The following is a 21519-nucleotide window of genomic DNA, read 5'->3' as shown; positions in this document are numbered from 1 at the left end:
GTGCTTTGGCACTGTTGGTTTATTTCAATATAGGGAGACTATTATGGCAGTTATATTTTCCGGCATCCAACCAAGTGGGGAGTTAACACTTGGTAACTATTTGGGGGCTTTACGTAATTTCTTAGACTATCAAGATACTGATGAATGTTACTATTGTATCGTTAACCAACATGCGATTACGGTACCGCAAGATCCAAAAGAATTATTTCAAAACACTCGTAATTTGGCTGCATTGTACCTTGCGGTTGGCCTTGATCCTAAAAAGGTAACATTGTTTGTTCAATCTGAAGTACCTGAGCATGTTAAGCTCGGTTGGGTTATGCAATCTATTAGCTATGTTGGCGAATTAGAGCGTATGACTCAGTACAAGGATAAGTCTCAAAAGCAAGGGGATTCTATTCCAACTGCATTGCTTACGTATCCACCGTTGATGGCGGCAGATATTTTGCTATATGGTACGAATTATGTTCCTGTAGGGGAAGACCAAAAGCAACATCTCGAGTTGACTCGTAATTTAGCAGAGCGTTTTAACCGTAGATTCGGTGAAACTTTTGTAGTACCTGATATCAAGGTCGGAGAAGGTGGTGCTCGCGTTATGAGCTTACAAGAACCAACTAAGAAAATGAGTAAATCTGATGATAACCAAAATGCTACAATCCGTCTTTTGGATGCACCAGATTTAATCGTGAAAAAGTTGAAACGAGCTCAAACTGATTCTGATAATGCAGTGCGTTATGATAAAGAGAATAAACCTGGCATTTCTAACTTGATGGGAATATACCGTGCTATTACAAAAGACAGCTATGAAGTTATCGAAGAAATGTATGCCGGCAAAGGTTACGGTGTATTTAAATCCGATATTGCTGATCTATTAGTAGCAACCCTTGAACCAATTCAACAACGTTACAATGAATTGATTACAAGCCCTGAATTGGATGTAATCCTTGATGAAGGGGCTGCTAAGGCGCATGCTAAAGCAAGTGTAATGTATCGTAAGGTAGAACAAGCTATGGGCTTGTGCCGTAAATAAAATCATATAGTAGACTTTCAATTTGTGAGGTAAACCATGACGAAACAAGAGGCGATGGAACGCTTTTCATCAGGTGCCGTACAACAGAGCTTAGAAATACATCGCGGTATACAGTGGACCGGTCGCATCATCGGTCTAGTTGCGTGTGCGTTGATTGTAAAATATATGCCCTCAGACTGGGCGGAACGTGTATGGTATTATCTGTTGTTGCTCGTGATATTATGGACCCTTCATAGATTAGGTGAAAGTCAAGCTTTTATCTGTGAAAAGGGCCTCGTGTTAAAACGTAGGCCTTTTTCTGTGAAAGAATACTTTCACAGTTTATTCTATGGGGATGAATATTTCGTCTTTGTTGATTATGAGCATATTATCGGATTCACTGAGGAATGGCGCGAGTTGCAAGCGATGAATGGTCATGGTGGAATCTATGTGATACCACTTGATCTGCATCAGGTGGCGTACAAGGATAAAATGGCGATGATTGAGGCCATCCATAAACATACGCAGTCATAAAGCATAAGCACTAAGCGTCATATAATATAGGCATACAGAAAGATAAAGCAAATGAATCTAGAATCATAAAATGTATATGTGGAGAATCTGTAAGATAAGAAACTCAAAAATTCACCAAATTAACTATTTACAACTTTAATGAACTAAAGTATAATACAATCATTAAGTACGGAATCTAAATCTATATTGAACATATTATTAAGTGGTAAATAGGCGATAATCGCTGTGGAGGATAGTTATGAATTGGAAAAAGATGATGGCCGTTGGCCTTGCAGCTGTATCTATGATGGCATTTGTAACAGGTTGTGGTGGTGACACTAAAAAGGCTAATACAGAATTGCCTAAGAAAGTTGTTATCGGTTTAGATGATAGTTTCCCTCCAATGGGCTTTAAAGATGAAAAAGGTGAAATCGTCGGGTTTGATATCGACATGGCTAAAGAAGCAGCTAAACGTGCTGGTATGGATGTAGAGTTCAAAGCTATTGACTGGTCCAGTAAAGAAGCGGAACTAAAATCTAAAAAAATTGATGCTTTGTGGAATGGCTTAACAGTCTCTCCTGAGCGCGAGAAGAATATTTTATTCTCCAATACATATATGAAGGATAAACAATACGTCATTGTTCGTAATGACGATGACTCCATTAAAGGTAAAGCCGATTTAGCTGGTAAGGTAGTAGGCGTGCAACAAGCTAGTACTGGTGAAGCAGCATTGCAAAACGATCCAAGCGGTAAGACTGTTAAAGAAACAAAATCCTATGCGGATTTTGTAAGTGCATTTATGGATCTTGGTATTGGTCGTGTTGATGCGGTTATTGCTGACGGTGTAATCGCTCGTTATCTTATGACAAAAGAACCTGGTAAATACAAGATTGTAGAAGGTACTGACTACGGCGTTGATAATTTCGCTGTTGGTTTCCGTAAAGATGATACTGCTTTGCGTGACAAAATTAATGGTATCTTAGCTGAAATGAAAAAAGACGGTACTGCTGATAAAATTGCTGAAAAATGGTTAGGCTCAGGCGCAGACTTAGATAAGAGCGATGCTAAATAGTACAATTCGTGATATACTAATAGTACTATGGTCAGTAGGTACAACTGATAATTAAAGAACGAAATGTACACTAGAGAAGCGGCCAGATGGCCCTTCTCTAGTCGTGTTTTGAAGGAGTCTTTCATGTTAGATTATTTATTGCAGATTATCCCAACCATCGCTGATGGTTTAAAGGTAACCGTATCGCTATTCTGTATTGTATGGATTTTATCTATTCCTGGTGGCATTTTAATGGCTATGTTACGTCTATCTAAATTGCCTTTAGTAGATAAGCTTGTTGATGCTTTCGTGTACTTAATGCGTGGCACACCGTTGATGTTACAAATTTTATTCGTCTATTATGCCTTGCCAATCATTACAGACGGTGCCATTCAGATGGATGATGCGACGGCAGCAGTTCTTACCTTCGTATTAAACTACGCAGCTTATTTATGTGAGATTTTCCGTGGGGGCATTCAATCTATCTCTCGAGGTCAGTACGAAGGGGCGAAGGTGCTTGGTTTTACCTATGCGCAAACTATGCGTAAAATCATCTTACCACAAATGTTTAAACGTGTATTGCCTCCTCTTGCGAATGAGACGATTAACTTATTGAAAGATACATCTCTCGTGTATGTATTGGCGATGAATGATATCTTGCGTATTACAAAATCTATCGTACAACGTGATTTTGATATTTCTGCATTCCTCGTGGCAGCATTATTCTACTTAATCTTTACCTTTATTTTGACGAATATCTTCAGCTACTTAGAACGAAGATTTGCTGTATACGAAGATTAATCTAATTCTATGGTAGTTTGTCGTATGTAATGGTGTAGCTAGTTTTATAGGTGGAATACTTTTATTTGATGTCTATAGATGCGATTTCGTAGATGAGATATCTTTACTTGAGACGCTAATTATATACTTAATCTGACGATGTAAGAGGTACTTATGACATTTGTAAATATGGAGCGTATTGAAAAACGCTTTAATAATCAAACCGTATTGCGCGATGTGTCGCTCAAAATGAATAGAGGCGAAATTGTTTCTATTATCGGACCTTCTGGTTCTGGTAAATCTACATTTTTACGCTGCTTGGGTCAGTTAGAAACGATTGATGGAGGCTCTATTACCGTTGATGGTACGATTCTTGCTAGTACTGAAAATGGGGTTGTAAAATACGCTTCTCCTCAAACTCAGCATGAATTATTGCTCCGCATGGGTATGGTATTCCAATCTTTCAACTTGTTCCCGCATATGACGGTATTAGATAATATTATGATTGCTCCACGTATGGTAAAAGGTATGAAAGATGACGAAATCTCACCGATTGCAGAGCAATTACTCAATAAAGTAGGATTATGGGAAAAACGAGATATGTATCCATCTCGCTTGTCTGGCGGTCAGCAACAGCGTGTAGCTATTGCCCGTGCGCTAGCGATGAATCCAGAAATCATGCTTTTTGATGAACCCACATCTGCTCTTGATCCTGAGCTTACTGGTGAGGTTCTTAAGACAATCAAACAATTGGCGGACGATCACATGACGATGATTATCGTAACTCATGAAATGAACTTTGCTCGTGAAGTATCGGATCGTGTTATCTTTATGGCTGATGGTGTTATTCAAGAAGAAGGAACACCAGAACAAATTTTTAGTCATCCGCAGAACGAAAGAACGAAAGCGTTCTTGGATAATATGTTATAGGAGGTTCTATGAAGTTACGTTTATTTGCGGCAACCTTAGCTGTCATGGCTTTGGGAACGACTTCTATTATGGCGGAAGGTTTACAGAAGACGCCTGATACACCTTTATCTATTGTGGAATCTCAGAAGGATTCCGCATCTATTTTGCCAGAACAATACAAATCCTATGCTACTAAGATGAACACGGTGGTGAAGGATTACAAAAATGGTTATATGTTCTCGATTCCTTGGCGTGTAGCTGATGGTGTTATGCTAGATATGGATGTACGTAGTGAAAGCGAACATATTCAAGGGTATTCCTTTAATTTAGCGGGCCCTACCCAAGAGGATTCCTATACAGTATCTTTTACTAAGCGCAATAATACACCGCAAGAAGGAGTATCTCAAAAAGAATGGAATACAACTTGGTATGGTGTACCTATTAAGGGCATGTCTAATGAGGAGTATTTGAATATTTGGCGCCAACATAGCAATAACTTTGAGCATAATGATATTGTTGGTGGGTTCTTTGCTAAGAAAGGTGCAGTTTCCGCACGCTGGGATAAGAGTACACCAAAATCTTATGCAGATATGACATCTACAGAGCCGGTTCAGTCTGTATTTGAAGCAGAATTTATCATGGAGAAAGATCCAACTCATCGGTACAATTTGTCTAGTACGTATGCACCTGTTCGTGCAGAGTTTATGGAGCTAGGTTTGATGGAGCATACAATTCCATCCTTTGAATTGATCAATAAGCGCGGTTCTAATGCTATTAAAGGGGTAAAAAAAATATTAACCGGCACAAGCGATATCAGTGTTGCAGAAGGTATCAAATTTACCTATCCAAAAGGTTTTACCCGTCTTAATGAAAAAGGTAAGATTGCTTTTACTAAACATAATGTACGCCTTGACATTGAGTCCTTTACAATTCCAGTACAAGCTGTCAGCTCCGGTATGCCAACTATGATGGCTAAGCAGATGCTTGGTGATTATTATCTTAAACAATTGGTTGATGTGAACAAGGCCACGATTACTCGTTATGAAACGCATATCATTGACGGTAATGTGATGTTCTATTTGGCGGGCCATATGAAAAATCCAAATACATCTGATACATCTGTAGCGGAACCAGTATCCTTTGGCGCAACAATTATTCTTGGCAATGAAGGTAATGTAGCAGTAGCTCGAATGATTGGTCCATCCACTAGCAATCTTGCTACTCAGGAACTTATAGATATATTAGATGGTTTTAAATTGACTACTACACTTAATACAAATCAATCGTCTCAGGTTCTTTAATATACGCATAATATTCTTTTATTTGTATAATTCTGTACGATTTGTGCTATAATGTAATAAATCCTCAGAAAAAAGAGGAGTTTTCCTTGATGGTCTAGAATATATTAGTATAGGCTAAACGATATTTGATCATATCCCCTTTGAGGGATTAGGAATAGGAGGGGTTATTATGGTTACCTACAAAACTATTGTCGTACCTACTGATGGTTCTGAAAATGCTAAACGTGCGTTGGAACATGCTCTCGCTGTAGCGGATCGCAACCAAGCTGAATTGATTGTTGTTCACGTTGCAAATATTGTGTCTGCTATTTCCAATTTTGATCAAACACCAATTTCTGGTGGATATGTATCTGAGCAAATTGCTGAGGATATGGAAGAAACTGGTAAGGAAATTCTTAATGATGTAGTGAAAGAAATTCCTGCAGGCGTAAAAGTTAAAAGCGTATTTGAAGTTGGCTCCCCTGGACCTGCACTACTTGCAGTGGCAAAAAAATATAATGCTGATCTCATCGTAATGGGTAGCCGTGGTCTTGGCCCTTTGAAAGGCTTATTCATGGGTAGCGTAAGTAGCTATGTAACTAGCCACTCCACTTGCCCTGTATTAATCATTAAATAATTTATATCTTATATCTTATATAGATATGATAAAAAAAGAGACTTTGGTTTCTCAAAGTCTCTTTTTTATGTTAAAAATGATATAATGTCTATATGTATGCCATACATATTGGTGTTATACGTTAAGACGTATCGATTAGTGACATAGAAGAGCTACAAAAAAGAATGGATAGGATTAAAAAAGGGGGATTATATGACCGACAAACAAGAATCATTGCTGAAGCTAGCAGAACTGTTTAAAATCTTGGGTGATCCTACACGCCTTAAAATAGTAGAGCTATTACTAGAAAATGAAATGTGTGTTAATCACATTGCAGAAACCATGGAGATGGGACAATCTGCTATTTCTCATCAATTGCGTGTATTGCGCCAAGCACGCCTTGTTACATATCGTAAAGATGGGAAAACAGCATACTATTCTCTAAACGATGATCATGTTGAATGTTTAGTTCGCATGGGGATGGAACACGTAGCTCATCAATAATTTAAATTTTTTATAATGAACACATTTCGTCCTACTTAGGATGAAATGTGTTTTTATATTTTATATATTTTATTTGAGTTGTATTTGATTATGGAGAAGTATATAAAGTGAATCTGTTAATGAAAAATATAGGAATATTAGTGGTGTTTTTAGCTACTGTATTCTTATCAACAAAATCTATATGGGCAAAACTAATTTATTTAGATTCACTGAGCCCCTTAAATGTTCTTGTGTGTAGGGCTGTTTTATCATTACCTTTTTTTCTTATACCAATGATTCGCTTTGATTGGAATAGCGTGAATAAAAGTAAGGTTTTTAAATACTCATTTTTGGGGGCTATTCTTTATGTATCTTCATCTATAACGGACTTCATAGGATTATTATATATATCTGCCTCATTAGAACGTGCTGTTCTATTTACATTTCCAATTTACGTTTTTCTGTTATCATCAGATTTATCACGCATTACATTTTCAAAAGTAGTTTTAATTGTATCTACTGTGCTAGGATTAGCAATTATGTTTAATCCTACCGTTGATAACCACCTTACAGATACTTTAATAGGCATTTCACTAGTCTTTCTTTCTGCCATCTTTTGGGCGTTGTTTATTATTTATAGTAAGAGGGCTGTTTCGAATATTAGTTCTACTATTTTTACCAGTACTTATATGTGTATAACTACAGTACTTTTACTTCTCGGCTTTATAATTGATAGCAAAAATTTTACTACATTTTCAACACTCCAAACACATACTATGATTTATTTAGTATTTTTGGCCATTTTTTGTTCTATCATTCCTTCATACTTGATGTCTTTTGGTCTTAAAAGAATTAATGCATCTCTTGCAGCCGTTATTAGTGCAATGGGACCAATAGTTACTTTAGCTTTAGATGTAGTTATTCTTAATCATAATTTAGCCTTGAATGAAATTATTGGTGCTATAATTGTTACAGCTTGTGTAACTTGTTTAACAAGGCTAAATGCTAAGGCATAAAAAATCACTCATAGTCATATGGCTATGAGTGATTTTTTATAACTATGATTTTTTATTTTAATATAATGGGAATAGATAATAGGCTATAGTAATAAACAGTGGCATAGTTATAGCGGATAAAATAGTTGTGCCCATTACGATTTGTGTAGCATATTCTGGATTATTCTTCATTTCAATAGCAATAAGAGACATATTGATAGCCGTAGGTACGCTGTAGGTTATGATGATGGTTTGTGCCGCTATTGGATGCATAGGACCGTAGAACATAATGAATAGTATGGTAATACCAGCGGCTATGAGTGGACTTACAATGAGCCGTAATGTAGTAGCAAGCATGACATCCATCTTAAAGAAGTTTAGCGGTGTTCTATTAATTTGAACACCCAAGGCAATCATAGCGACGCCAACGAAAGCATTGGCAAATATATTGAGCGGTGCAAAGAAGAAGAGACCGTGTAAATCGAAAGGGAATAGGTGGCAAAGTAGCGCCAGTGGGATAGCATATACCATGGGCATGTGGAATACGACTTTTAGTGCATCCCGAGGGGTTAATCGTCCTGCTCCCGCTTGGTAGAAACCGTAGGTATTACTGCTAATAGTTTGTATGATCATGATAGATACAACACTCACTAAACCTAGATTAGCATAGGGGGTAGCACCATCGATGACGTATGGAATGTTAGTAAATACAAAGATAGCAAGGGCGACACCCATATTCCCAACGTTATTAAACATAACGCAGTTTTTTAAGGTTGCAATCTTAGCCACATCATATCCTTGCATCTTACCTACCACATCTGAAAGGATGGAGTTTAATATGAGTACACAGAGCGCACAGAATACAATCTCCAAAGTACCTGAGTTAAGTTTAGCTTCATACATCGCTCGAAATATAAAGGTAGGTAACAATATATAAAAGTTTAGTTTACTCAGCGTATATAGATCGAGTTTAAATCTTCTATCTAATATAAATCCCACGCCTATAAGTACTAAGATAGGGACCATAGAATTCATAAAAATATGGCCTACTAATTCGAATAGATTCATCATCTCACCTAGAGTTTTTCTTTAATATATTAGTTAATATATAAGGCATAGTTTTAATTAATCGTATAACTATATGTAGTAAATATACAGTTGTTTTATATAAGCTGTAAGTGAATAAGTTTTTTAAAATATTTTTATCCTTTGTAGTATTATCATACCATAGTATCTATTGTTTGGGGCTTAAAAATTTATCGATTATAATTACTTATCATAATCATCAGAAATATCTATGCAATATGTGATTTTGGATATACGACTTTAACCATCGATTTATAGTATAATATGAATATATTGTATATTTTAGTTTGTTAGTACACGAGGTGTCTCTAGGTGTTACCATAGCTTTTACAGTGTGGCGTTTTAAGGGATGCACAGGAGGAATTATGAAACGAATTTTATTAGTGTTAATGAGCGTTTTCATGCTTGCCTTTTTAGTCGGTTGTGGCAATGATGCAAGTAAACCAGCTGAGTCAGCTAAACCAAGCACATCTGAAAAGATTACTGTACAAGCTGCAGCAAGCCTCAAAGGTGCTCTTACAGAATTGGCTGATGCTTACAAAAAAAGCCATAACTTAGCGGATGATCAAATCGCTATTAACTTCGCTGGTTCTGGTACATTACGTCAACAAATCGAACAAGGTGCACCAGCTAGTTTATTTATTTCTGCTGACGAGAAAAATATGAAAATGTTACAAGAAAAAGATTTGGTAACTGATGTAAAACCATTCGTAACTAATGAACTCGTTCTCGTAGTTCCAAAAGGTCAACCTAAGGTTGAGCTAAATCAAATCGCTACAGTAAAGCGTATCGTATTGGGCAATCCTGAAACAGTACCAGCTGGTAACTATGGTAAACAAGTATTAACAAAACTAGGCGTTTGGGAACAGGTAGAACCTAATGTAGTATACGCTAAAGATGTAAAAGCTGTAACAGCTTCCATTAGCCAAGGTGCTGGTGATGCTGGTTTCATCTATAAAACTGATGCTATCGCAGCGGGCGATGCAGTTGAAATCTCTGCAGTAACACCGGCTGATTCCCATGATCCAGTTATCTATCCAATTGGTATTATTAAAAAATATGACAACGCATTGGCAAAAGACTTCTACCAATACGTAATGAGCCCAGAAGGCCAAAAAGTATTAGAAAAATACGGTTTCTCTACTTCTAAATAAGAGTAAAGCGCTAGCTTTCAGGGCTAGCGTTTTCTTATGATACAATAGAGATATTATTGATATTACTAATCTTATGATTGCTCACTGTATGCTTTTTCTTTTACTCATTTGTAGTGATGAGTGCTTAATAATCTAGCATATGATATGATTTTGTGCATATAATTTGTTTGAAAAGTATTTTTGAATTAATAGATATAGCACATACTTTAGAGTTGTTGTGTATAGAAAGGGGGCGTGACATGAGTCCATTATGGCTGTCGCTATGGGTGGCAAGTATAGCTCTTATTATAGTTATTTTAAGTGGCTTAGCGACTTGTTACTGGATGAACCGTTGCAAGTGGGGTGGTATTGCCATTCTTGATGCACTTATTACCTTGCCACTTGTACTGCCTCCGGTAGTTGTTGGTTTTGCGTTACTTATGGTATTTACTCCAGGTTATGCGTTTGGTGCTTGGCTTGAAGCTCATGATATGAGTGTTGTTTTTGCTGCATCCGGTGCCGTGATAGCCTCCTCTGTAATTGCATTTCCGCTGTTTTATCAAACGGTGCGTTCAGCATTGCAATCCGTCGATCATAATATGGAGGACGTAGCGCGTACATTAGGTGCTTCAGAGTTACGTATCTTTTTTACTATCTCCGTACCACTCGCTTGGAAAGGCATTTTGACGGGCAGTATCTTAGCCTTCTGTCGTGCTATGGGCGAGTTCGGTGCCACAATCTTGATTGCCGGTAATATTCCAAAGGTAACGCGCACCATGCCACTTGCTATCTACTCTTACGTAGAGGCAGGGCAGTACATGGATGCTTTTGAATTAGTTATCTATATTTGTGTGCTCACATTGGCATTGTTGAGTGGGATTCACCTCATCACAAAGGGGTCCTTGTTCCGTCACATTGATAATAATTAGGAGGTCCGATGATTACATTTTCCTTTACCGTAGCTAGACCTTCTGTGACTGTGAAAGCCGATGGGGTACTTCCTTCTGGTATTACCGTTTTGACAGGTCAATCTGGCAGTGGTAAAAGTACTTTCATTAAATGCATTGCAGGACTGGTAAAACCCACTACAGGTAGTATTCACTGTAATGAAACAACGTGGGTGGATCGAGATAATAAGATTTGGGTTCCCGCTCAAAAACGTCAGGTAGGCTATATGCCACAAGGCAACATCGTATTCCCTCATTTGTCTGTGGAACATAATATTACCTATAGCAAACGAGGCACACCTGACATGTGCAATAGTCTATTGCAGCGTTTAAGCCTTGAGAAATATCGCAAAACGAAGGCTGGCAGTCTGTCTGGTGGCGAACAGCAACGAGTTGCTTTGGGACGTGCGCTCTACTCTAAACCGACTATCTTGCTTCTTGATGAGCCTTTATCTGCTTTAGATTGGAACTTGCGAAAGCATGTGCGCGAAGATTTGGTGTCCATTATTCGCGAGTGGGATGTACCTTGTGTATGGGTTACCCATGATGAAAGCGAAGCCGAAATGGTTGGAGATCGGCACTGGACCTGTGAAGACGGAATTATTACAATTCCTAAATAAGGAGAAGTCTAATAAAAATATAAAACACCTTCATAAACGTTATCATATGATATATGCTATTCAACTTGAATAGGGTCTCATTTTGATGACTATTTGTGAAGGTGTTTTTGCTATTACTATAATCTTTATTATTGATTTAGTATATGTACATTACGTTTTAGTTGTTGTTACTGTTTAATTTCTGCAGATGTGTGTGCTGTTTTACTTATAAATCCAATGATAGCTGTAACGACAAATGCCATTGTAAAGGTTGGTAATGTGGCACCTATTGTGCTTTCACTATGTAACATATAGTGGTATAAACCAACAGATACCGCCCAAATAAGACCTCGTACGAGATAAGCCGATAGTGTTTGTACTTGTTGGCGATTGATAAAGTAGTCCGCCAATAAGATGGCAATCATCGGCGCAAATACAGAGCCGATGAGGTATAGGAAGTCTGTAATATCGTCCATCGGATATAAGATAGCTGCAATAGTGCCAACGATGGTAACAATAACTGCAATGCCCTTACTAGATGCACTATTATAGATTGTGGTGCTAGAAACACCTGCAGAGTAAGCGTCCATAAAGGTTGTAGTGACAGTAGAGAAGATAATTACGAGGAGCCCTGCTAGGCCAAGGCCTGCATTCATCAGAATGGTAATAATAGAGTCTCCACCACCAAAGATGGCCGCACTAAGACCTAAGGTATACATGACGATACTCGTTACCGTGTAGATTGTAGCACTTGTAAGTGATGCGGAGAAAGGTTTTTTGCTTTCACGGGTATAATCACTGATGAGAGGTAGCCAAGATAGTGGCATGGCAATAGATAATTCAAGAGCAGCGATAAAACTCATATTTCCGCTAGTTAGAAGGCTACCTTCGTTAGGCCACTGCGATATCATGTGAGCGCCCATGTAGAGGGTGAGACCTAGCAATAGAACAGATACGATGGCTTGAATATAGCCCGTATTATGGAGGCCGATGAAGAGCCACAAAATGACGAGGGCCCCGATGGCAATGGTCCAAATCATAGGTGATAGAGGTGCCAGTGCTTGTAAGGCTAACATGGCATCGTAAATCATGATGCTGGTCCAACCGATGAGTTGGAGCATATTTAAAAAGGCAAAGCCCTTTGCCCCTAGTGGGCCAAAGCTGAAGGCGGTAGTATTCATACTGCCTTGCTGTAAACGTCCACCGATGAGGCCAGCTCCAAAAAGTAATATACCGCCAATGATGTGCCCCAGTATGATGGCATAGAGACCCTGTGTAAGTCCTAAGGGGGCCAGATAGGTACCGGTCATAATTTCCGCAATCGATAGAGCGGCACCGAACCATATCATGGCAAATTGTGGTTGCGTGATGTGTGTATTTTTCATACGTCCTCCTTGCCAGGAAGTCATAGAAAAAGCCGAGCTCACAGGAACTCGGCCATTAATCCTCTATGTTCCCTACGTTGGCATTATCCAAATCAGGTTATGGGTTAAAGCTTTAGCTTACTCTCAGCCCACTTGTGTGAGCACCCCATTATGGCTTCATTATACGAGGTGCTACGGGAACCGTCAATTATTTTGTTGCATAGATTGTATAATAATGTTATAACTAGATTATAAAAATATATTGCCACTAGGGGTGCTTTTGCTGAGATTGACCATTCAAAACCCTAGACCTGATCCAGATAATACTGGCGTAGGGAAGTGGAATGAAACATGATACCAAACTATTACGAGACCATTCCATTTGAGGTGGTCTCATTTTTATTTACTTGGAGGTATTATGAAAAAAATGATTATTGCTAGTATATGTGTGGCCTTAGGTGTCGTCTTATCGACTACGTCGATTCCTATTGGCCCTGCTCGTATTTTTCCATTTCAACATATGATAAATGTAATCTTAGCCGTTATAGTTGGAGCGAGATTCTCTGTAGGCGCTGCCTTTAGTACTTCTTGCTTACGTAATGTACTAGCACTAGGTTCTCCATTAGCCTTTCCAGGTAGTATGATTGGCGCTTGGTTATCTGCGTATTTATATAAAAAATACAACGCCATCTGGGCAGCGGCTTTAGGGGAAATCATTGGCACTGGACTTATTGGTGCTCTTCTAAGCTATCCAATTGCTCATTTCCTACTAGGCAAACCATTGGCATTGTTGACCTTAATTACATCCTTTTCCATGAGCTCTATCGGAGGTGCTTGCATTGGCTTTGTAGTATTACAAATCTTATCTCGACGTAATCTGTTACACAAGGAGGCATAATGAAACTACATACTGCATTAACAATTGCCGGTACTGACCCTAGTGGTGGCGCTGGCATTATGGCTGATTTAAAATCCTTCCAAAGTCGAAATGTATACGGCATGGCCGTTGTTACTTCTGTGGTGGCTCAAAATACAACGGGTGTACATCACGTAGAACACCTATCGCTAGAAAGCATAGAAAAACAGTTACACGATGTATATTCAGATATTACACCACAAGCCGTTAAGACGGGCATGATTGCTTTACCAGAGATGATGGATCTCATTTATCCTTATGTGAGTAAGAACATCCCTTATGTGATGGATCCAGTTATGATTGCCACCAGCGGTGATCGACTTGTATCGGATAAGGCCGTCGATTTCTTAAAATCTAAACTCATTCCGGTCGCCACAGTCATTACACCTAATCGTAGCGAGGCAGAGGTGTTAGCGGACATGTCTATCTCTTGTAAAAGTGACATCACAACAGCAGCTAACCGTATTTTACGTGAATTAGGACCTCAAGTGGTCATCATTAAAGGTGGGCATATTGGAGATGATGCAACGGATTATGCTTTCACCAAAGATGGAGATGTGCGTACGTGGACAAGTCCTAAATATAATACTGTTCATACTCACGGTACGGGTTGCACCTTCTCGGCGGTTATTACGGCAGAGCTCGCGAAAGGGCGTGATGTAATGGAAGCCATAGGTATTGCAAAGAACTATATTGCCCTTGCGATTAAGCATAATCCAGCGCTTGGAACTGGCTGCGGACCTGTTAATCACATGGCTTATGGTTTATTGACAAATGGCCCTCAAACGATGGATGAACTCTTGAAAAATGAGTAGAGGAGATAGTTATATGACCTATGAAAATCCATATATAAATAGCTCAACTTGGACCGAACTGAATATATTAGAGACTCTACGCAAAAGAAATCCGCTTATTATTTGTATTACAAATGATGTAGTGCGAACCTTTACGGCTAACGGTTTACTAGCCATCGGAGCATCACCCGTGATGAGTGAGTGTAGCGAAGATTTGAAAGACCTCATCGCCCATGCATCGGCGCTACTCATCAATATTGGCACTCTTACCCCAGACAAGGTTAGTTACTATAAAGATGCCATAGCACTGGCGAAGAAACATGAGGTTCCTATTGTTTTAGATCCAGTGGGCTGTCATGCTGGGGTTTATCGATTATCTGTAGTTTTAGACTTGATTAAAACTGATGCTATTTCGTTGCTACGGGGCAACCAAAGTGAAATCAAAGCCATCTATGATGCTCTTAATACAAATCATAAGGTTAATAATTCTCTCTCTGGTAAGGGCGTAGATGGGGAACAAGTTGAGGATAGCGCAATTATAACGTATCGTCTTGCACGCCAAATTAACTGTCCTGTTGTCGCAACGGGGGAAGAGGACTATGTTTCTGACGGAACCCGTGTATTTGCAGTTCCTCATGGTCATCCAATCATGACAGCCGTAACTGGGACTGGTTGTTTATTAGGTGCTGTGTTAGCTGCATTCTTTAGTTCCTATTGTCCATTCATGGATAACATGTCTATAGGTGAGTTTCTTGCGTATGCACTGGCTTACTATGGTCTAGCTAGTGAAAGTGCGGTTAATGTGAGCGGTGTAAAACCTGGTAGTTTTAGTATGGCATTTATGGATGCCTTATATGAATTCGATGATGCGATGCTTTTATCCGAAAACCGAATACGGCCTGTAGTTGTGCCCGATCAATTAAAGGTATATTTTATTAGTGGTACACAGGATGTAGGTTTTAATGAAAGCCATTTACTGGACATTGTTGAAGCTGCTTGTCGAGGTGGTGCGACCTGCTTTCAATTTAGAGAGAAGGGCATAGGAACATTAGAAGGACAACAAAAATTAGAATTAGCTCAGCAGTTAAAAGAAATCTGTGCCATGTATAATGTGCTTTATATTATTAACGATGATGTAGACTTAGCAGTGGCTGTTAACGCTGATGGTGTTCACGTAGGACAAGAAGATATGCGTTTAGAAGACGTTCGTAATCTTGTAGGGAATAAGGTTGTTGGTATATCCATTCATTCTGTGGAGGAACTTCATAAGACCAATGTAGTTTATGCGGATTGTGTTGGTGTAGGCCCTATGTATACTACAAGTAGTAAACCTGATGCTCAATTGCCGTGCGGACCTGAGCGCATTGCTGAGTTACGAGCAGAAGGTTTAACATTACCATGCGTTGGTATCGGGGGTATTACCTTAAATAACGCAAAGCCTGTTTTGGAAGCAGGTGCTAGTGGAGTAGCCGTGATATCTGCTATTGCTCATGCAGATAATCCATATGAAGCAACACAACAATTTAAATGCTTGGTAGATAATATTAAGTGATATGTCTTTATAATCTTAAAATAGTAAATAATAAGCACTATACAAAGGAAATAAAAAACATATTATAGTGAATAGAATAAAATATAGTAGACAAAATAAAAATCTAGCAAAAGAATGCAAAAAAAGACGATGACAAACAAATGTCATCGTCTTTTTGTTAAGGAAGTTGTCAGTACTTACTGTAAGTTTAGATTGTACTTACAGGTATAGTTTCATTAAAATCTGTACTTACAGGCTATTAATCTAGTTGGTGTCGCACTTACAGATTAGATGGATTCAACGAAACGGTGGAAGAAAGCTTGTGGGTGTGCACATACAGGACAAACTTTTGGAGCTTCTTCACCAACGTGTACATAACCGCAGTTAGCACAGATCCAAGCTACTGGTTCGTCATTGTGGAATACTTTGTTACCGGATACTTGAGCGGCTAATGCAAGGTAACGAGCTTCATGACGAGCTTCAATTTTACCAACTTCGCGCATTTGGAAAGCGATTTTAGCAAAGCCTTCTTTTTCGGCTTCGTCAGCGAATTCTTTGTACATTGTAGTATGTTCGTAGTTTTCACCAGCTGCTGCATCGCGAAGGTTAGCTTCGATATCAGCGGAAATATCGCCACCATGAAGAGCTTTGAACCACAATTTAGCATGTGCAGATTCGTTGTGAGCTGTTTCTTCGAAATAGTCAGCGATTTCGTTCATGCCAGCTTTACGAGCTGCACTAGCGTAGAATGTATATTTTTGAAATGCTTGGGATTCGCCAGCAAATGCTGCTTGAAGATTTTTTTCAGTGTTAGAACCTTTTAATTCTGCCATTTTAATACTCCTTTGTACTTACGATAATTTTCAAAATTGTTACTTAACGTATATATTCATAACCACTTGGTTGTGAATGCAATGGAATAGAATACTTATTCTATCAATTTCGAGGGCGACTTCGCCTTAGTAAGAAAACTTATTCTTAGATCAAATAGACACTTGCCTAACTCTTAAAATAGTACTTACTTATTTGTGTGTTTCGGCACTTGCCGTCTTAACAGTTTTATATACAATGTGTTATCCGTATACTTAACGAATAATCATTGTTGACTATATTGTAACATACTAAATGAGAAATGCAAGTCTTTTTGTAAAATTTATTTCGAAAATTTTCTAAATGATAAATATTATCAATGCAGTAAAAATGTGGGTTTATAAAGATTGAATAGTATGGGATTTATAAAAAATCTATATTTTGATATTGAGAATGATAACTAAATGAAAAATCATTATTGTTTAGTTGTTAATGTTAATTCCGTTGTATGCACTAATATTTCCCCATAAAATATAATGATTAAGTGCAAAGTTTCTGTAACCTTTTGGTGGTTATAAAATAATAATTCTCTTGATTTATGGTTTAATTATAAGAACAGTAGATATATTAAAATTGTACATTATATATTTAGGGTGAAAATTTTATGGTTATATATAATAGAGGATTGAACTATAGAATTAGGGTATATTTATAGAAGTAACTATTTTATGTATAATAAATATATAAATACTGACAGAAGTTAAAGGAGGCGCTATGGCATTTGTTAGATATTACGTAGGCGATGTAGTGAAAATGAAAAAATCGCATCCTTGTGGCAGTGACGAGTGGGAAGTTAAGCGAATCGGCACAGACTTTCTCATCGTATGTAATGGCTGCGGTCATCAACTCTTGATGCCGCGCCCTAAATTTGAAAAGGCTGTTAAGAAAATCGTCTCTCGATTGCCGGAAAATGAGTAAGGAGGAGTTATGGTACGACTTACTGATTATGTTACAAGTGGAGGCTGTGCGTGTAAGATTGGGCCTCATATATTGAACCGTGTGCTAAAAGCTGTAACACCCGTTACTAACAAGCATGTTCTCGCGGATATGACTGGTGCCGATGATGCTGGAGTATATCAAATCTCTGATACCTTTGCATTGGTGCAAACCTTAGATTTCTTTACCCCTATGGTTAATGATCCTGTTTTATTTGGTAAAATTGCAGCTGCCAATGCATTAAGCGATGTATATGCTATGGGTGGCACCCCTTTAACAGCGATGAATATCGTAGGCTTTCCGGTTCCTCTTGTCGAGCAAGGTGTTTTGACGGATGTGTTAAATGGGGCTGGTTCGATTGTAGCCGAGGCTGGTGCAGCCATCGTAGGTGGACACAGCATTGAAAATAAGGAACCTATCTTTGGGATGTCTGTGACAGGACAAGTAAATCCAAATCAGATTTGGAAAAATAAAGGTGCTCAAGTAGGGGACGTGTTGGTGCTAACAAAACGCATTGGCACAGGTATTATGAATAATGCTCTGAAAGCAGGTTTATTTCCTGTAGGTACGGAACAGGCTGTTACTAGTATGAGTACTTTAAACCGTGTAGCGGCTGAGGTGGCACATAACTTTACAGTTCATGCTTGTACAGATGTAACAGGCTTTAGCCTTATGGGGCACTCCGTAGAAATGGCAAGTGCTTCTGATGTGACGATTCATATCAAAGCTTACGATATCCCTCTTTTTGATGATGTTATCGAGGCGGCTCAAATGGGCTTAATTCCGGCTGCATCTTATGGTAATCGCAAGGCTATAACTGAAGTACAAGTTGATGAGGACTTGGATCCTGTATGGACGGATATTGTATTTGATCCTCAAACCTCTGGCGGGTTACTATTTTCTGTTCCTGCTAGCGAAAGTGAGACACTTGTCGAGGCCTTTTATAAGGCGGGGATTGACTGTGCTGCTATTGTGGGCACTGTTGAAAGCTTCAGCGGTCTTGCCGTACGAGTAACAAAATAAACTCATAAAAGATAAGTACTGTATGGTATTGATTTAGCTATTTAAATAAAATATTATTAGCTGATAGCTGATAGCTGATAGCTGATAGCTGATAGCTGATAGCTGATAGCTGATACTTTCACAAATTATATAATGTATATAGAGGTGTATGATGAGCAATACAAAGGAATTAACGGTAGATGTGCGCGGTAGCTTGTGTCCAAAACCTGTTATTGAAACTAAGAAGGTAAGTGATGCGAATCCAAATGCTGTTATTATTACAATTGTAGATAATGAAGTGAGCCGCGATAATGTAGAGAAGTTTGGTAAGTCTCGTGGTTATGTTGTAGGTATTCGCCAAGATGGCAAGGATTTTTATCTTACTATGACACCAAATGCAAATTCGGTAACGGAAGTAAGTTGTGAACCTATGAACTATGGAAATCGCGTCATTTTGATGACGAAGGATTATCTTGGTGAAGGTAGTGAAGAGCTTGGCCGAAATTTGATGAAAACCTTCTGGGTATGTATGCTTGAAGCTGACGTAAAGCCTTCTAAGATTTATTTCATTAATAGCAGTGTTAAGATGGTAGTCAATGATTCGGTTCATTTGGAAAATATCAAGAAATTAGCTGAGCTTGGTGTAGAAATTGCAGCATGCGGCATTTGTCTTGATTATTTCGGTGTAAAAGATAAGCTGGGCGTAGGCAGTATTACTAATATGTACGCTATTACAGATGCAATCCTTGGAGATAATATTGTTAAGCTATAATATTAGTATTTTATTTTGATATATCGATTTAGAGCTACTGATTTAAAGTAGATTTCTTATTTCTAGAATGAATCATTGAGATGAAAGACATTTAATCGTATCTACTTTGGTAGGAGGTGAGGCATTGGAAAATAAAAAATTACTTGTCGTTTTTACATCCTATTATTTTGGTGATAAAGCGGATAAAGTATTAACCGAGTTAGATGTGCCTCATCAGTTGATGGCCACACCCCCAGAACTTTACGATATGTGCGGTTTATCTATTGCAATAGACTCAAGTATAGTGGATCAAGTAAAGACCATTTTAAAAGAACATAAAATTAGTATGTCTGGCTTCTTTTGGTATGAAAAAGGAGAGCTAGCCGTACCGTATAAAGTCTAGACGTTGTCTAGGCTTTTTTTACTTTAGTGTCCATCTTCATATAACTTGAACGATGAGTGTGGTACTATAGAAACATGATATATTTTATCAATTACAGATATTAATTATGGAGGTATATATGAGTAAATATGAAATAGAAAATGTAAAATTAACAGCCCCTAAATTTGATCGTAAAGATTTAGAATATGCTATGACATATCGCTATGCATGTAAGAAATTTGATAGCGCTGAAAAGATTTCTGATGAAGATTGGCAAGGTATTTTAACGGCGGCGCGCTTGTCTCCAACCTCCTTAGGTTTTGAAGCTTACCAATTATTAGTTATTCAAAATCCTGAAATCCGTGAAAAGATGAAAGCTTATGGTTGGGGGATTCAAGCTGGTCTTGAAGCGAGTCATTTCGTAGTGTTTTTAACACGTAAAAAGGTGGATTTGGAATTTGATTCCCCTTATGTACGCTACATTCAAGAAGAGGTGAAACAATTACCTGCTGAAGTCGATGCTATTTATAAAGAAAAATATGCTCAGTTCACAACTGAAGACTATAAAACATTTGAGTCTGATCGTGCTGCCTTTGATTGGTCTTCTAAGCAAGCGTATATTGTAATGGCTAACATGATGACTATGGCTGCTTATGAAGGTCTTGATTCCTGTGCATTGGAAGGCTTTAATCAAGATAAGATGACAGCTTTTTTAGGTGATGAACTAGGGCTCTTTGATACAAAACATTTTGGTATTGCCGTTATGGCTGCTTTTGGTTATCGCGATGAAGAACCGCATCGCAATAAAACACGTCGCACAATGGATGAAATTGTTACAGTAGTTTAATCGATTGCGACTTTTATAACCATATCGAATTTCTTCATCTAATCTTTAGAAATGAATGGTATATTATAAATATACACATTATTTATTATATTTATAAAGCCCGTATAATTTGGTAGGATATTATAAATATATTGATTAAATAGGAAGGAGTGATCGTATGTTATGGTCAATTATTGTTGGTGGTTTTATCGGTTTTCTTGCGGGAGCCATCACTAACAAAGGTGGAGCAATGGGCGTTATTGCCAATGTTGTTGCTGGTTTAGTTGGTTCGTCCGTGGGTCAAGCAATATTTGGCACATGGGGTCCTAACTTAGCTGGCATGGCATTAATTCCTTCTGTTCTTGGCGCTGTAATTGTTGTTGCTGTTGTTTCGTTTTTCTTCGGGAAAAAGGGATAGTAATCTATTTTTAAAAGTATAGCTAACATATATAGCTAACATAACTAAAAATGATTTCATATGAAAGGATTCATAATTATGGCATTAGAAGATAAATTAAATCAAGCTAAAGGTGCATTAAAAGAAAATGCCGGTAAATTAACTGGTGACAAAAAATTGGAAGCAGAAGGTGCTGTAGAAAATACAGCTGCAAAAGTTAAAGATGCTGCACATGATGTTGCTGAAGATCTCAAAAAAGCAGCTGAAGATGTTAAAGATGCTGTAGATGGTGCGATTAGTGGCGTCAAAAATGTTCTTCATAAAGACGATAAATAATATTATATAAAGG

Annotated in this window: 25 protein-coding genes and 2 riboswitches; of the genes, 22 read left to right on the top strand and 3 right to left on the bottom strand. The window is 38.1% G+C overall.

All coding sequences use genetic code 11. From position 1 onward, the window contains the following. The first annotated feature begins 43 nt into the window (after positions 1-43). The 9 genes from trpS to AAAT26_RS04665 all read left to right on the top strand — a co-directional run bounded on the left by trpS (position 44) and on the right by AAAT26_RS04665 (position 7657). Positions 44-1030: a tryptophan--tRNA ligase gene (gene trpS, locus AAAT26_RS04705; RefSeq protein WP_278456663.1), complete on the top strand. Its 987-nt coding sequence runs from the start codon at positions 44-46 to the stop codon at positions 1028-1030. A gap of 36 nt (positions 1031-1066) precedes the next feature. After that, positions 1067-1543 carry a hypothetical protein gene (locus AAAT26_RS04700; protein WP_008602920.1) on the top strand — a complete coding sequence of 159 codons (477 nt, stop codon included), beginning with the start codon at positions 1067-1069 and terminating at the stop codon, positions 1541-1543. Positions 1544-1781: 238 nt separating this feature from the next. Then, positions 1782-2594: an amino acid ABC transporter substrate-binding protein gene (locus tag AAAT26_RS04695; protein ID WP_012863876.1), complete on the top strand. Its 813-nt coding sequence runs from the start codon at positions 1782-1784 to the stop codon at positions 2592-2594. 123 nt (positions 2595-2717) lie between these two features. Continuing rightward, on the top strand, positions 2718-3374 hold the full coding sequence (locus AAAT26_RS04690; RefSeq protein ID WP_227037746.1) for an amino acid ABC transporter permease: 657 nt from the start codon (positions 2718-2720) through the stop codon (positions 3372-3374). 153 nt (positions 3375-3527) lie between these two features. Further along, complete coding sequence (locus AAAT26_RS04685; RefSeq protein ID WP_077708072.1) at positions 3528-4283, top strand: amino acid ABC transporter ATP-binding protein; 756 nt, start codon at positions 3528-3530, stop codon at positions 4281-4283. Between the two features lie 8 nt (positions 4284-4291). Beyond that, positions 4292-5563, top strand: coding sequence for a hypothetical protein (locus AAAT26_RS04680; protein WP_278456660.1), 1272 nt, complete (start codon positions 4292-4294; stop codon positions 5561-5563). A gap of 169 nt (positions 5564-5732) precedes the next feature. Continuing rightward, on the top strand, positions 5733-6179 hold the full coding sequence (locus AAAT26_RS04675) for a universal stress protein (RefSeq protein WP_004693853.1): 447 nt from the start codon (positions 5733-5735) through the stop codon (positions 6177-6179). Between the two features lie 192 nt (positions 6180-6371). Then, a complete protein-coding gene (locus AAAT26_RS04670) occupies positions 6372-6662 on the top strand; it encodes an ArsR/SmtB family transcription factor (RefSeq protein ID WP_004693850.1) in 291 nt (96 codons plus the stop codon). A gap of 119 nt (positions 6663-6781) precedes the next feature. Next, positions 6782-7657 (top strand): DMT family transporter, encoded by an 876-nt coding sequence (locus tag AAAT26_RS04665; protein WP_232192021.1) that lies wholly within the window; start codon positions 6782-6784, stop codon positions 7655-7657. Positions 7658-7714: 57 nt separating this feature from the next. On the opposite strand, the gene AAAT26_RS04660 is transcribed toward AAAT26_RS04665, so the two are convergent. After that, complete coding sequence (locus tag AAAT26_RS04660) at positions 7715-8704, bottom strand: AEC family transporter (RefSeq protein WP_316581470.1); 990 nt, start codon at positions 8702-8704, stop codon at positions 7715-7717. Positions 8705-9087: 383 nt separating this feature from the next. Between AAAT26_RS04660 and modA the strand changes: the two genes are divergently transcribed. The 3 genes from modA (at position 9088) to AAAT26_RS04645 (ending at position 11422) form a co-directional block, all read left to right on the top strand. Beyond that, complete coding sequence (gene modA / locus AAAT26_RS04655) at positions 9088-9876, top strand: molybdate ABC transporter substrate-binding protein (RefSeq protein WP_008715397.1); 789 nt, start codon at positions 9088-9090, stop codon at positions 9874-9876. A 239-nt stretch (positions 9877-10115) separates the two neighbouring features. Beyond that, positions 10116-10784, top strand: coding sequence for a molybdate ABC transporter permease subunit (modB, locus tag AAAT26_RS04650; RefSeq protein ID WP_278618475.1), 669 nt, complete (start codon positions 10116-10118; stop codon positions 10782-10784). Positions 10785-10792: 8 nt separating this feature from the next. Further along, a complete protein-coding gene (locus tag AAAT26_RS04645) occupies positions 10793-11422 on the top strand; it encodes an ATP-binding cassette domain-containing protein (protein WP_349208932.1) in 630 nt (209 codons plus the stop codon). Between the two features lie 167 nt (positions 11423-11589). Here the strand turns inward: AAAT26_RS04645 and cytX are convergent, their stop codons facing one another. Beyond that, entirely contained in the window at positions 11590-12786 is a 1197-nt protein-coding gene (cytX, locus tag AAAT26_RS04640; protein WP_349208931.1) for a putative hydroxymethylpyrimidine transporter CytX, read from the bottom strand. Positions 12787-12838: 52 nt separating this feature from the next. Then, positions 12839-12944, bottom strand: a riboswitch (TPP riboswitch). Positions 12945-13025: 81 nt separating this feature from the next. Then, positions 13026-13120, top strand: a riboswitch (TPP riboswitch). A gap of 63 nt (positions 13121-13183) precedes the next feature. Between cytX and thiW the strand changes: the two genes are divergently transcribed. The 3 genes from thiW to thiM are packed head-to-tail and all read left to right on the top strand — an operon-like array spanning position 13184 to position 16027. Then, positions 13184-13663 carry an energy coupling factor transporter S component ThiW gene (thiW, locus tag AAAT26_RS04635; protein WP_349208930.1) on the top strand — a complete coding sequence of 160 codons (480 nt, stop codon included), beginning with the start codon at positions 13184-13186 and terminating at the stop codon, positions 13661-13663. Further along, complete coding sequence (thiD, locus tag AAAT26_RS04630) at positions 13663-14496, top strand: bifunctional hydroxymethylpyrimidine kinase/phosphomethylpyrimidine kinase (protein ID WP_004693834.1); 834 nt, start codon at positions 13663-13665, stop codon at positions 14494-14496. The genes thiW and thiD overlap by 1 nt, the downstream gene beginning before the upstream one ends. Before the next feature lie 13 nt (positions 14497-14509). Then, positions 14510-16027, top strand: coding sequence for a hydroxyethylthiazole kinase (thiM, locus tag AAAT26_RS04625; RefSeq protein ID WP_349208929.1), 1518 nt, complete (start codon positions 14510-14512; stop codon positions 16025-16027). A 266-nt stretch (positions 16028-16293) separates the two neighbouring features. On the opposite strand, the gene rbr is transcribed toward thiM, so the two are convergent. Continuing rightward, the gene (gene rbr, locus AAAT26_RS04620; protein ID WP_004693830.1) at positions 16294-16839 is read right to left on the bottom strand and encodes a rubrerythrin; all 546 of its coding nucleotides are present in this window, start codon (positions 16837-16839) and stop codon (positions 16294-16296) included. Between the two features lie 751 nt (positions 16840-17590). Here rbr and AAAT26_RS04615 point away from each other — a divergent pair. From AAAT26_RS04615 to AAAT26_RS04585, 7 genes are all read left to right on the top strand, one after another. Beyond that, entirely contained in the window at positions 17591-17794 is a 204-nt protein-coding gene (locus AAAT26_RS04615; RefSeq protein WP_004693828.1) for a DUF951 domain-containing protein, read from the top strand. A 9-nt stretch (positions 17795-17803) separates the two neighbouring features. Beyond that, positions 17804-18835, top strand: a complete 1032-nt coding sequence (gene selD, locus AAAT26_RS04610; protein ID WP_316138730.1) for a selenide, water dikinase SelD — start codon at positions 17804-17806, stop codon at positions 18833-18835. 151 nt (positions 18836-18986) lie between these two features. Then, entirely contained in the window at positions 18987-19586 is a 600-nt protein-coding gene (gene yedF / locus AAAT26_RS04605) for a sulfurtransferase-like selenium metabolism protein YedF (RefSeq protein ID WP_349208991.1), read from the top strand. A gap of 124 nt (positions 19587-19710) precedes the next feature. Beyond that, entirely contained in the window at positions 19711-19968 is a 258-nt protein-coding gene (locus AAAT26_RS04600) for a putative Se/S carrier protein (protein WP_004697984.1), read from the top strand. A 118-nt stretch (positions 19969-20086) separates the two neighbouring features. Further along, positions 20087-20794, top strand: coding sequence for an NAD(P)H-dependent oxidoreductase (locus AAAT26_RS04595; protein ID WP_004697967.1), 708 nt, complete (start codon positions 20087-20089; stop codon positions 20792-20794). A 157-nt stretch (positions 20795-20951) separates the two neighbouring features. Further along, a complete protein-coding gene (locus AAAT26_RS04590) occupies positions 20952-21191 on the top strand; it encodes a GlsB/YeaQ/YmgE family stress response membrane protein (RefSeq protein ID WP_349208928.1) in 240 nt (79 codons plus the stop codon). Between the two features lie 60 nt (positions 21192-21251). After that, a complete protein-coding gene (locus AAAT26_RS04585; protein ID WP_428837335.1) occupies positions 21252-21506 on the top strand; it encodes a CsbD family protein in 255 nt (84 codons plus the stop codon). The last annotated feature ends 13 nt before the right edge of the window (positions 21507-21519 follow it).

Source organism: Veillonella parvula, from assembly GCF_040094895.1.
Taxonomy (GTDB): Bacteria; Bacillota; Negativicutes; order Veillonellales; family Veillonellaceae; genus Veillonella; species Veillonella parvula_L.
The sequence above is the reverse complement of the archived record's forward strand: the minus strand, read 5'-3'. Positions and strand labels throughout refer to the sequence as shown.

What these genes read in the sequence shown, in the direction of transcription:
- AAAT26_RS04645 (WP_349208932.1), top strand. Translation starts at nt 10,793, where the DNA reads ATGATTACATTTTCCTTTACCGTAGCTAGACCTTCTGTGACTGTGAAA.
- selD (WP_316138730.1), top strand. Translation starts at nt 17,804, where the DNA reads ATGGTACGACTTACTGATTATGTTACAAGTGGAGGCTGTGCGTGTAAG.
- AAAT26_RS04595 (WP_004697967.1), top strand. Translation starts at nt 20,087, where the DNA reads ATGAGTAAATATGAAATAGAAAATGTAAAATTAACAGCCCCTAAATTT.
- AAAT26_RS04590 (WP_349208928.1), top strand. Translation starts at nt 20,952, where the DNA reads ATGTTATGGTCAATTATTGTTGGTGGTTTTATCGGTTTTCTTGCGGGA.
- AAAT26_RS04615 (WP_004693828.1), top strand. Translation starts at nt 17,591, where the DNA reads ATGGCATTTGTTAGATATTACGTAGGCGATGTAGTGAAAATGAAAAAA.
- AAAT26_RS04675 (WP_004693853.1), top strand. Translation starts at nt 5,733, where the DNA reads ATGGTTACCTACAAAACTATTGTCGTACCTACTGATGGTTCTGAAAAT.
- cytX (WP_349208931.1), bottom strand. Translation starts at nt 12,786, where the DNA reads ATGAAAAATACACACATCACGCAACCACAATTTGCCATGATATGGTTC.
- AAAT26_RS04665 (WP_232192021.1), top strand. Translation starts at nt 6,782, where the DNA reads ATGAAAAATATAGGAATATTAGTGGTGTTTTTAGCTACTGTATTCTTA.
- AAAT26_RS04670 (WP_004693850.1), top strand. Translation starts at nt 6,372, where the DNA reads ATGACCGACAAACAAGAATCATTGCTGAAGCTAGCAGAACTGTTTAAA.
- modA (WP_008715397.1), top strand. Translation starts at nt 9,088, where the DNA reads ATGAAACGAATTTTATTAGTGTTAATGAGCGTTTTCATGCTTGCCTTT.
- AAAT26_RS04585 (WP_428837335.1), top strand. Translation starts at nt 21,252, where the DNA reads ATGAAAGGATTCATAATTATGGCATTAGAAGATAAATTAAATCAAGCT.
- modB (WP_278618475.1), top strand. Translation starts at nt 10,116, where the DNA reads ATGAGTCCATTATGGCTGTCGCTATGGGTGGCAAGTATAGCTCTTATT.
- AAAT26_RS04685 (WP_077708072.1), top strand. Translation starts at nt 3,528, where the DNA reads ATGACATTTGTAAATATGGAGCGTATTGAAAAACGCTTTAATAATCAA.
- thiW (WP_349208930.1), top strand. Translation starts at nt 13,184, where the DNA reads ATGAAAAAAATGATTATTGCTAGTATATGTGTGGCCTTAGGTGTCGTC.
- yedF (WP_349208991.1), top strand. Translation starts at nt 18,987, where the DNA reads ATGAGCAATACAAAGGAATTAACGGTAGATGTGCGCGGTAGCTTGTGT.
- AAAT26_RS04700 (WP_008602920.1), top strand. Translation starts at nt 1,067, where the DNA reads ATGACGAAACAAGAGGCGATGGAACGCTTTTCATCAGGTGCCGTACAA.
- AAAT26_RS04680 (WP_278456660.1), top strand. Translation starts at nt 4,292, where the DNA reads ATGAAGTTACGTTTATTTGCGGCAACCTTAGCTGTCATGGCTTTGGGA.
- AAAT26_RS04695 (WP_012863876.1), top strand. Translation starts at nt 1,782, where the DNA reads ATGAATTGGAAAAAGATGATGGCCGTTGGCCTTGCAGCTGTATCTATG.
- trpS (WP_278456663.1), top strand. Translation starts at nt 44, where the DNA reads ATGGCAGTTATATTTTCCGGCATCCAACCAAGTGGGGAGTTAACACTT.
- AAAT26_RS04660 (WP_316581470.1), bottom strand. Translation starts at nt 8,704, where the DNA reads ATGAATCTATTCGAATTAGTAGGCCATATTTTTATGAATTCTATGGTC.
- rbr (WP_004693830.1), bottom strand. Translation starts at nt 16,839, where the DNA reads ATGGCAGAATTAAAAGGTTCTAACACTGAAAAAAATCTTCAAGCAGCA.
- AAAT26_RS04690 (WP_227037746.1), top strand. Translation starts at nt 2,718, where the DNA reads ATGTTAGATTATTTATTGCAGATTATCCCAACCATCGCTGATGGTTTA.
- thiD (WP_004693834.1), top strand. Translation starts at nt 13,663, where the DNA reads ATGAAACTACATACTGCATTAACAATTGCCGGTACTGACCCTAGTGGT.
- thiM (WP_349208929.1), top strand. Translation starts at nt 14,510, where the DNA reads ATGACCTATGAAAATCCATATATAAATAGCTCAACTTGGACCGAACTG.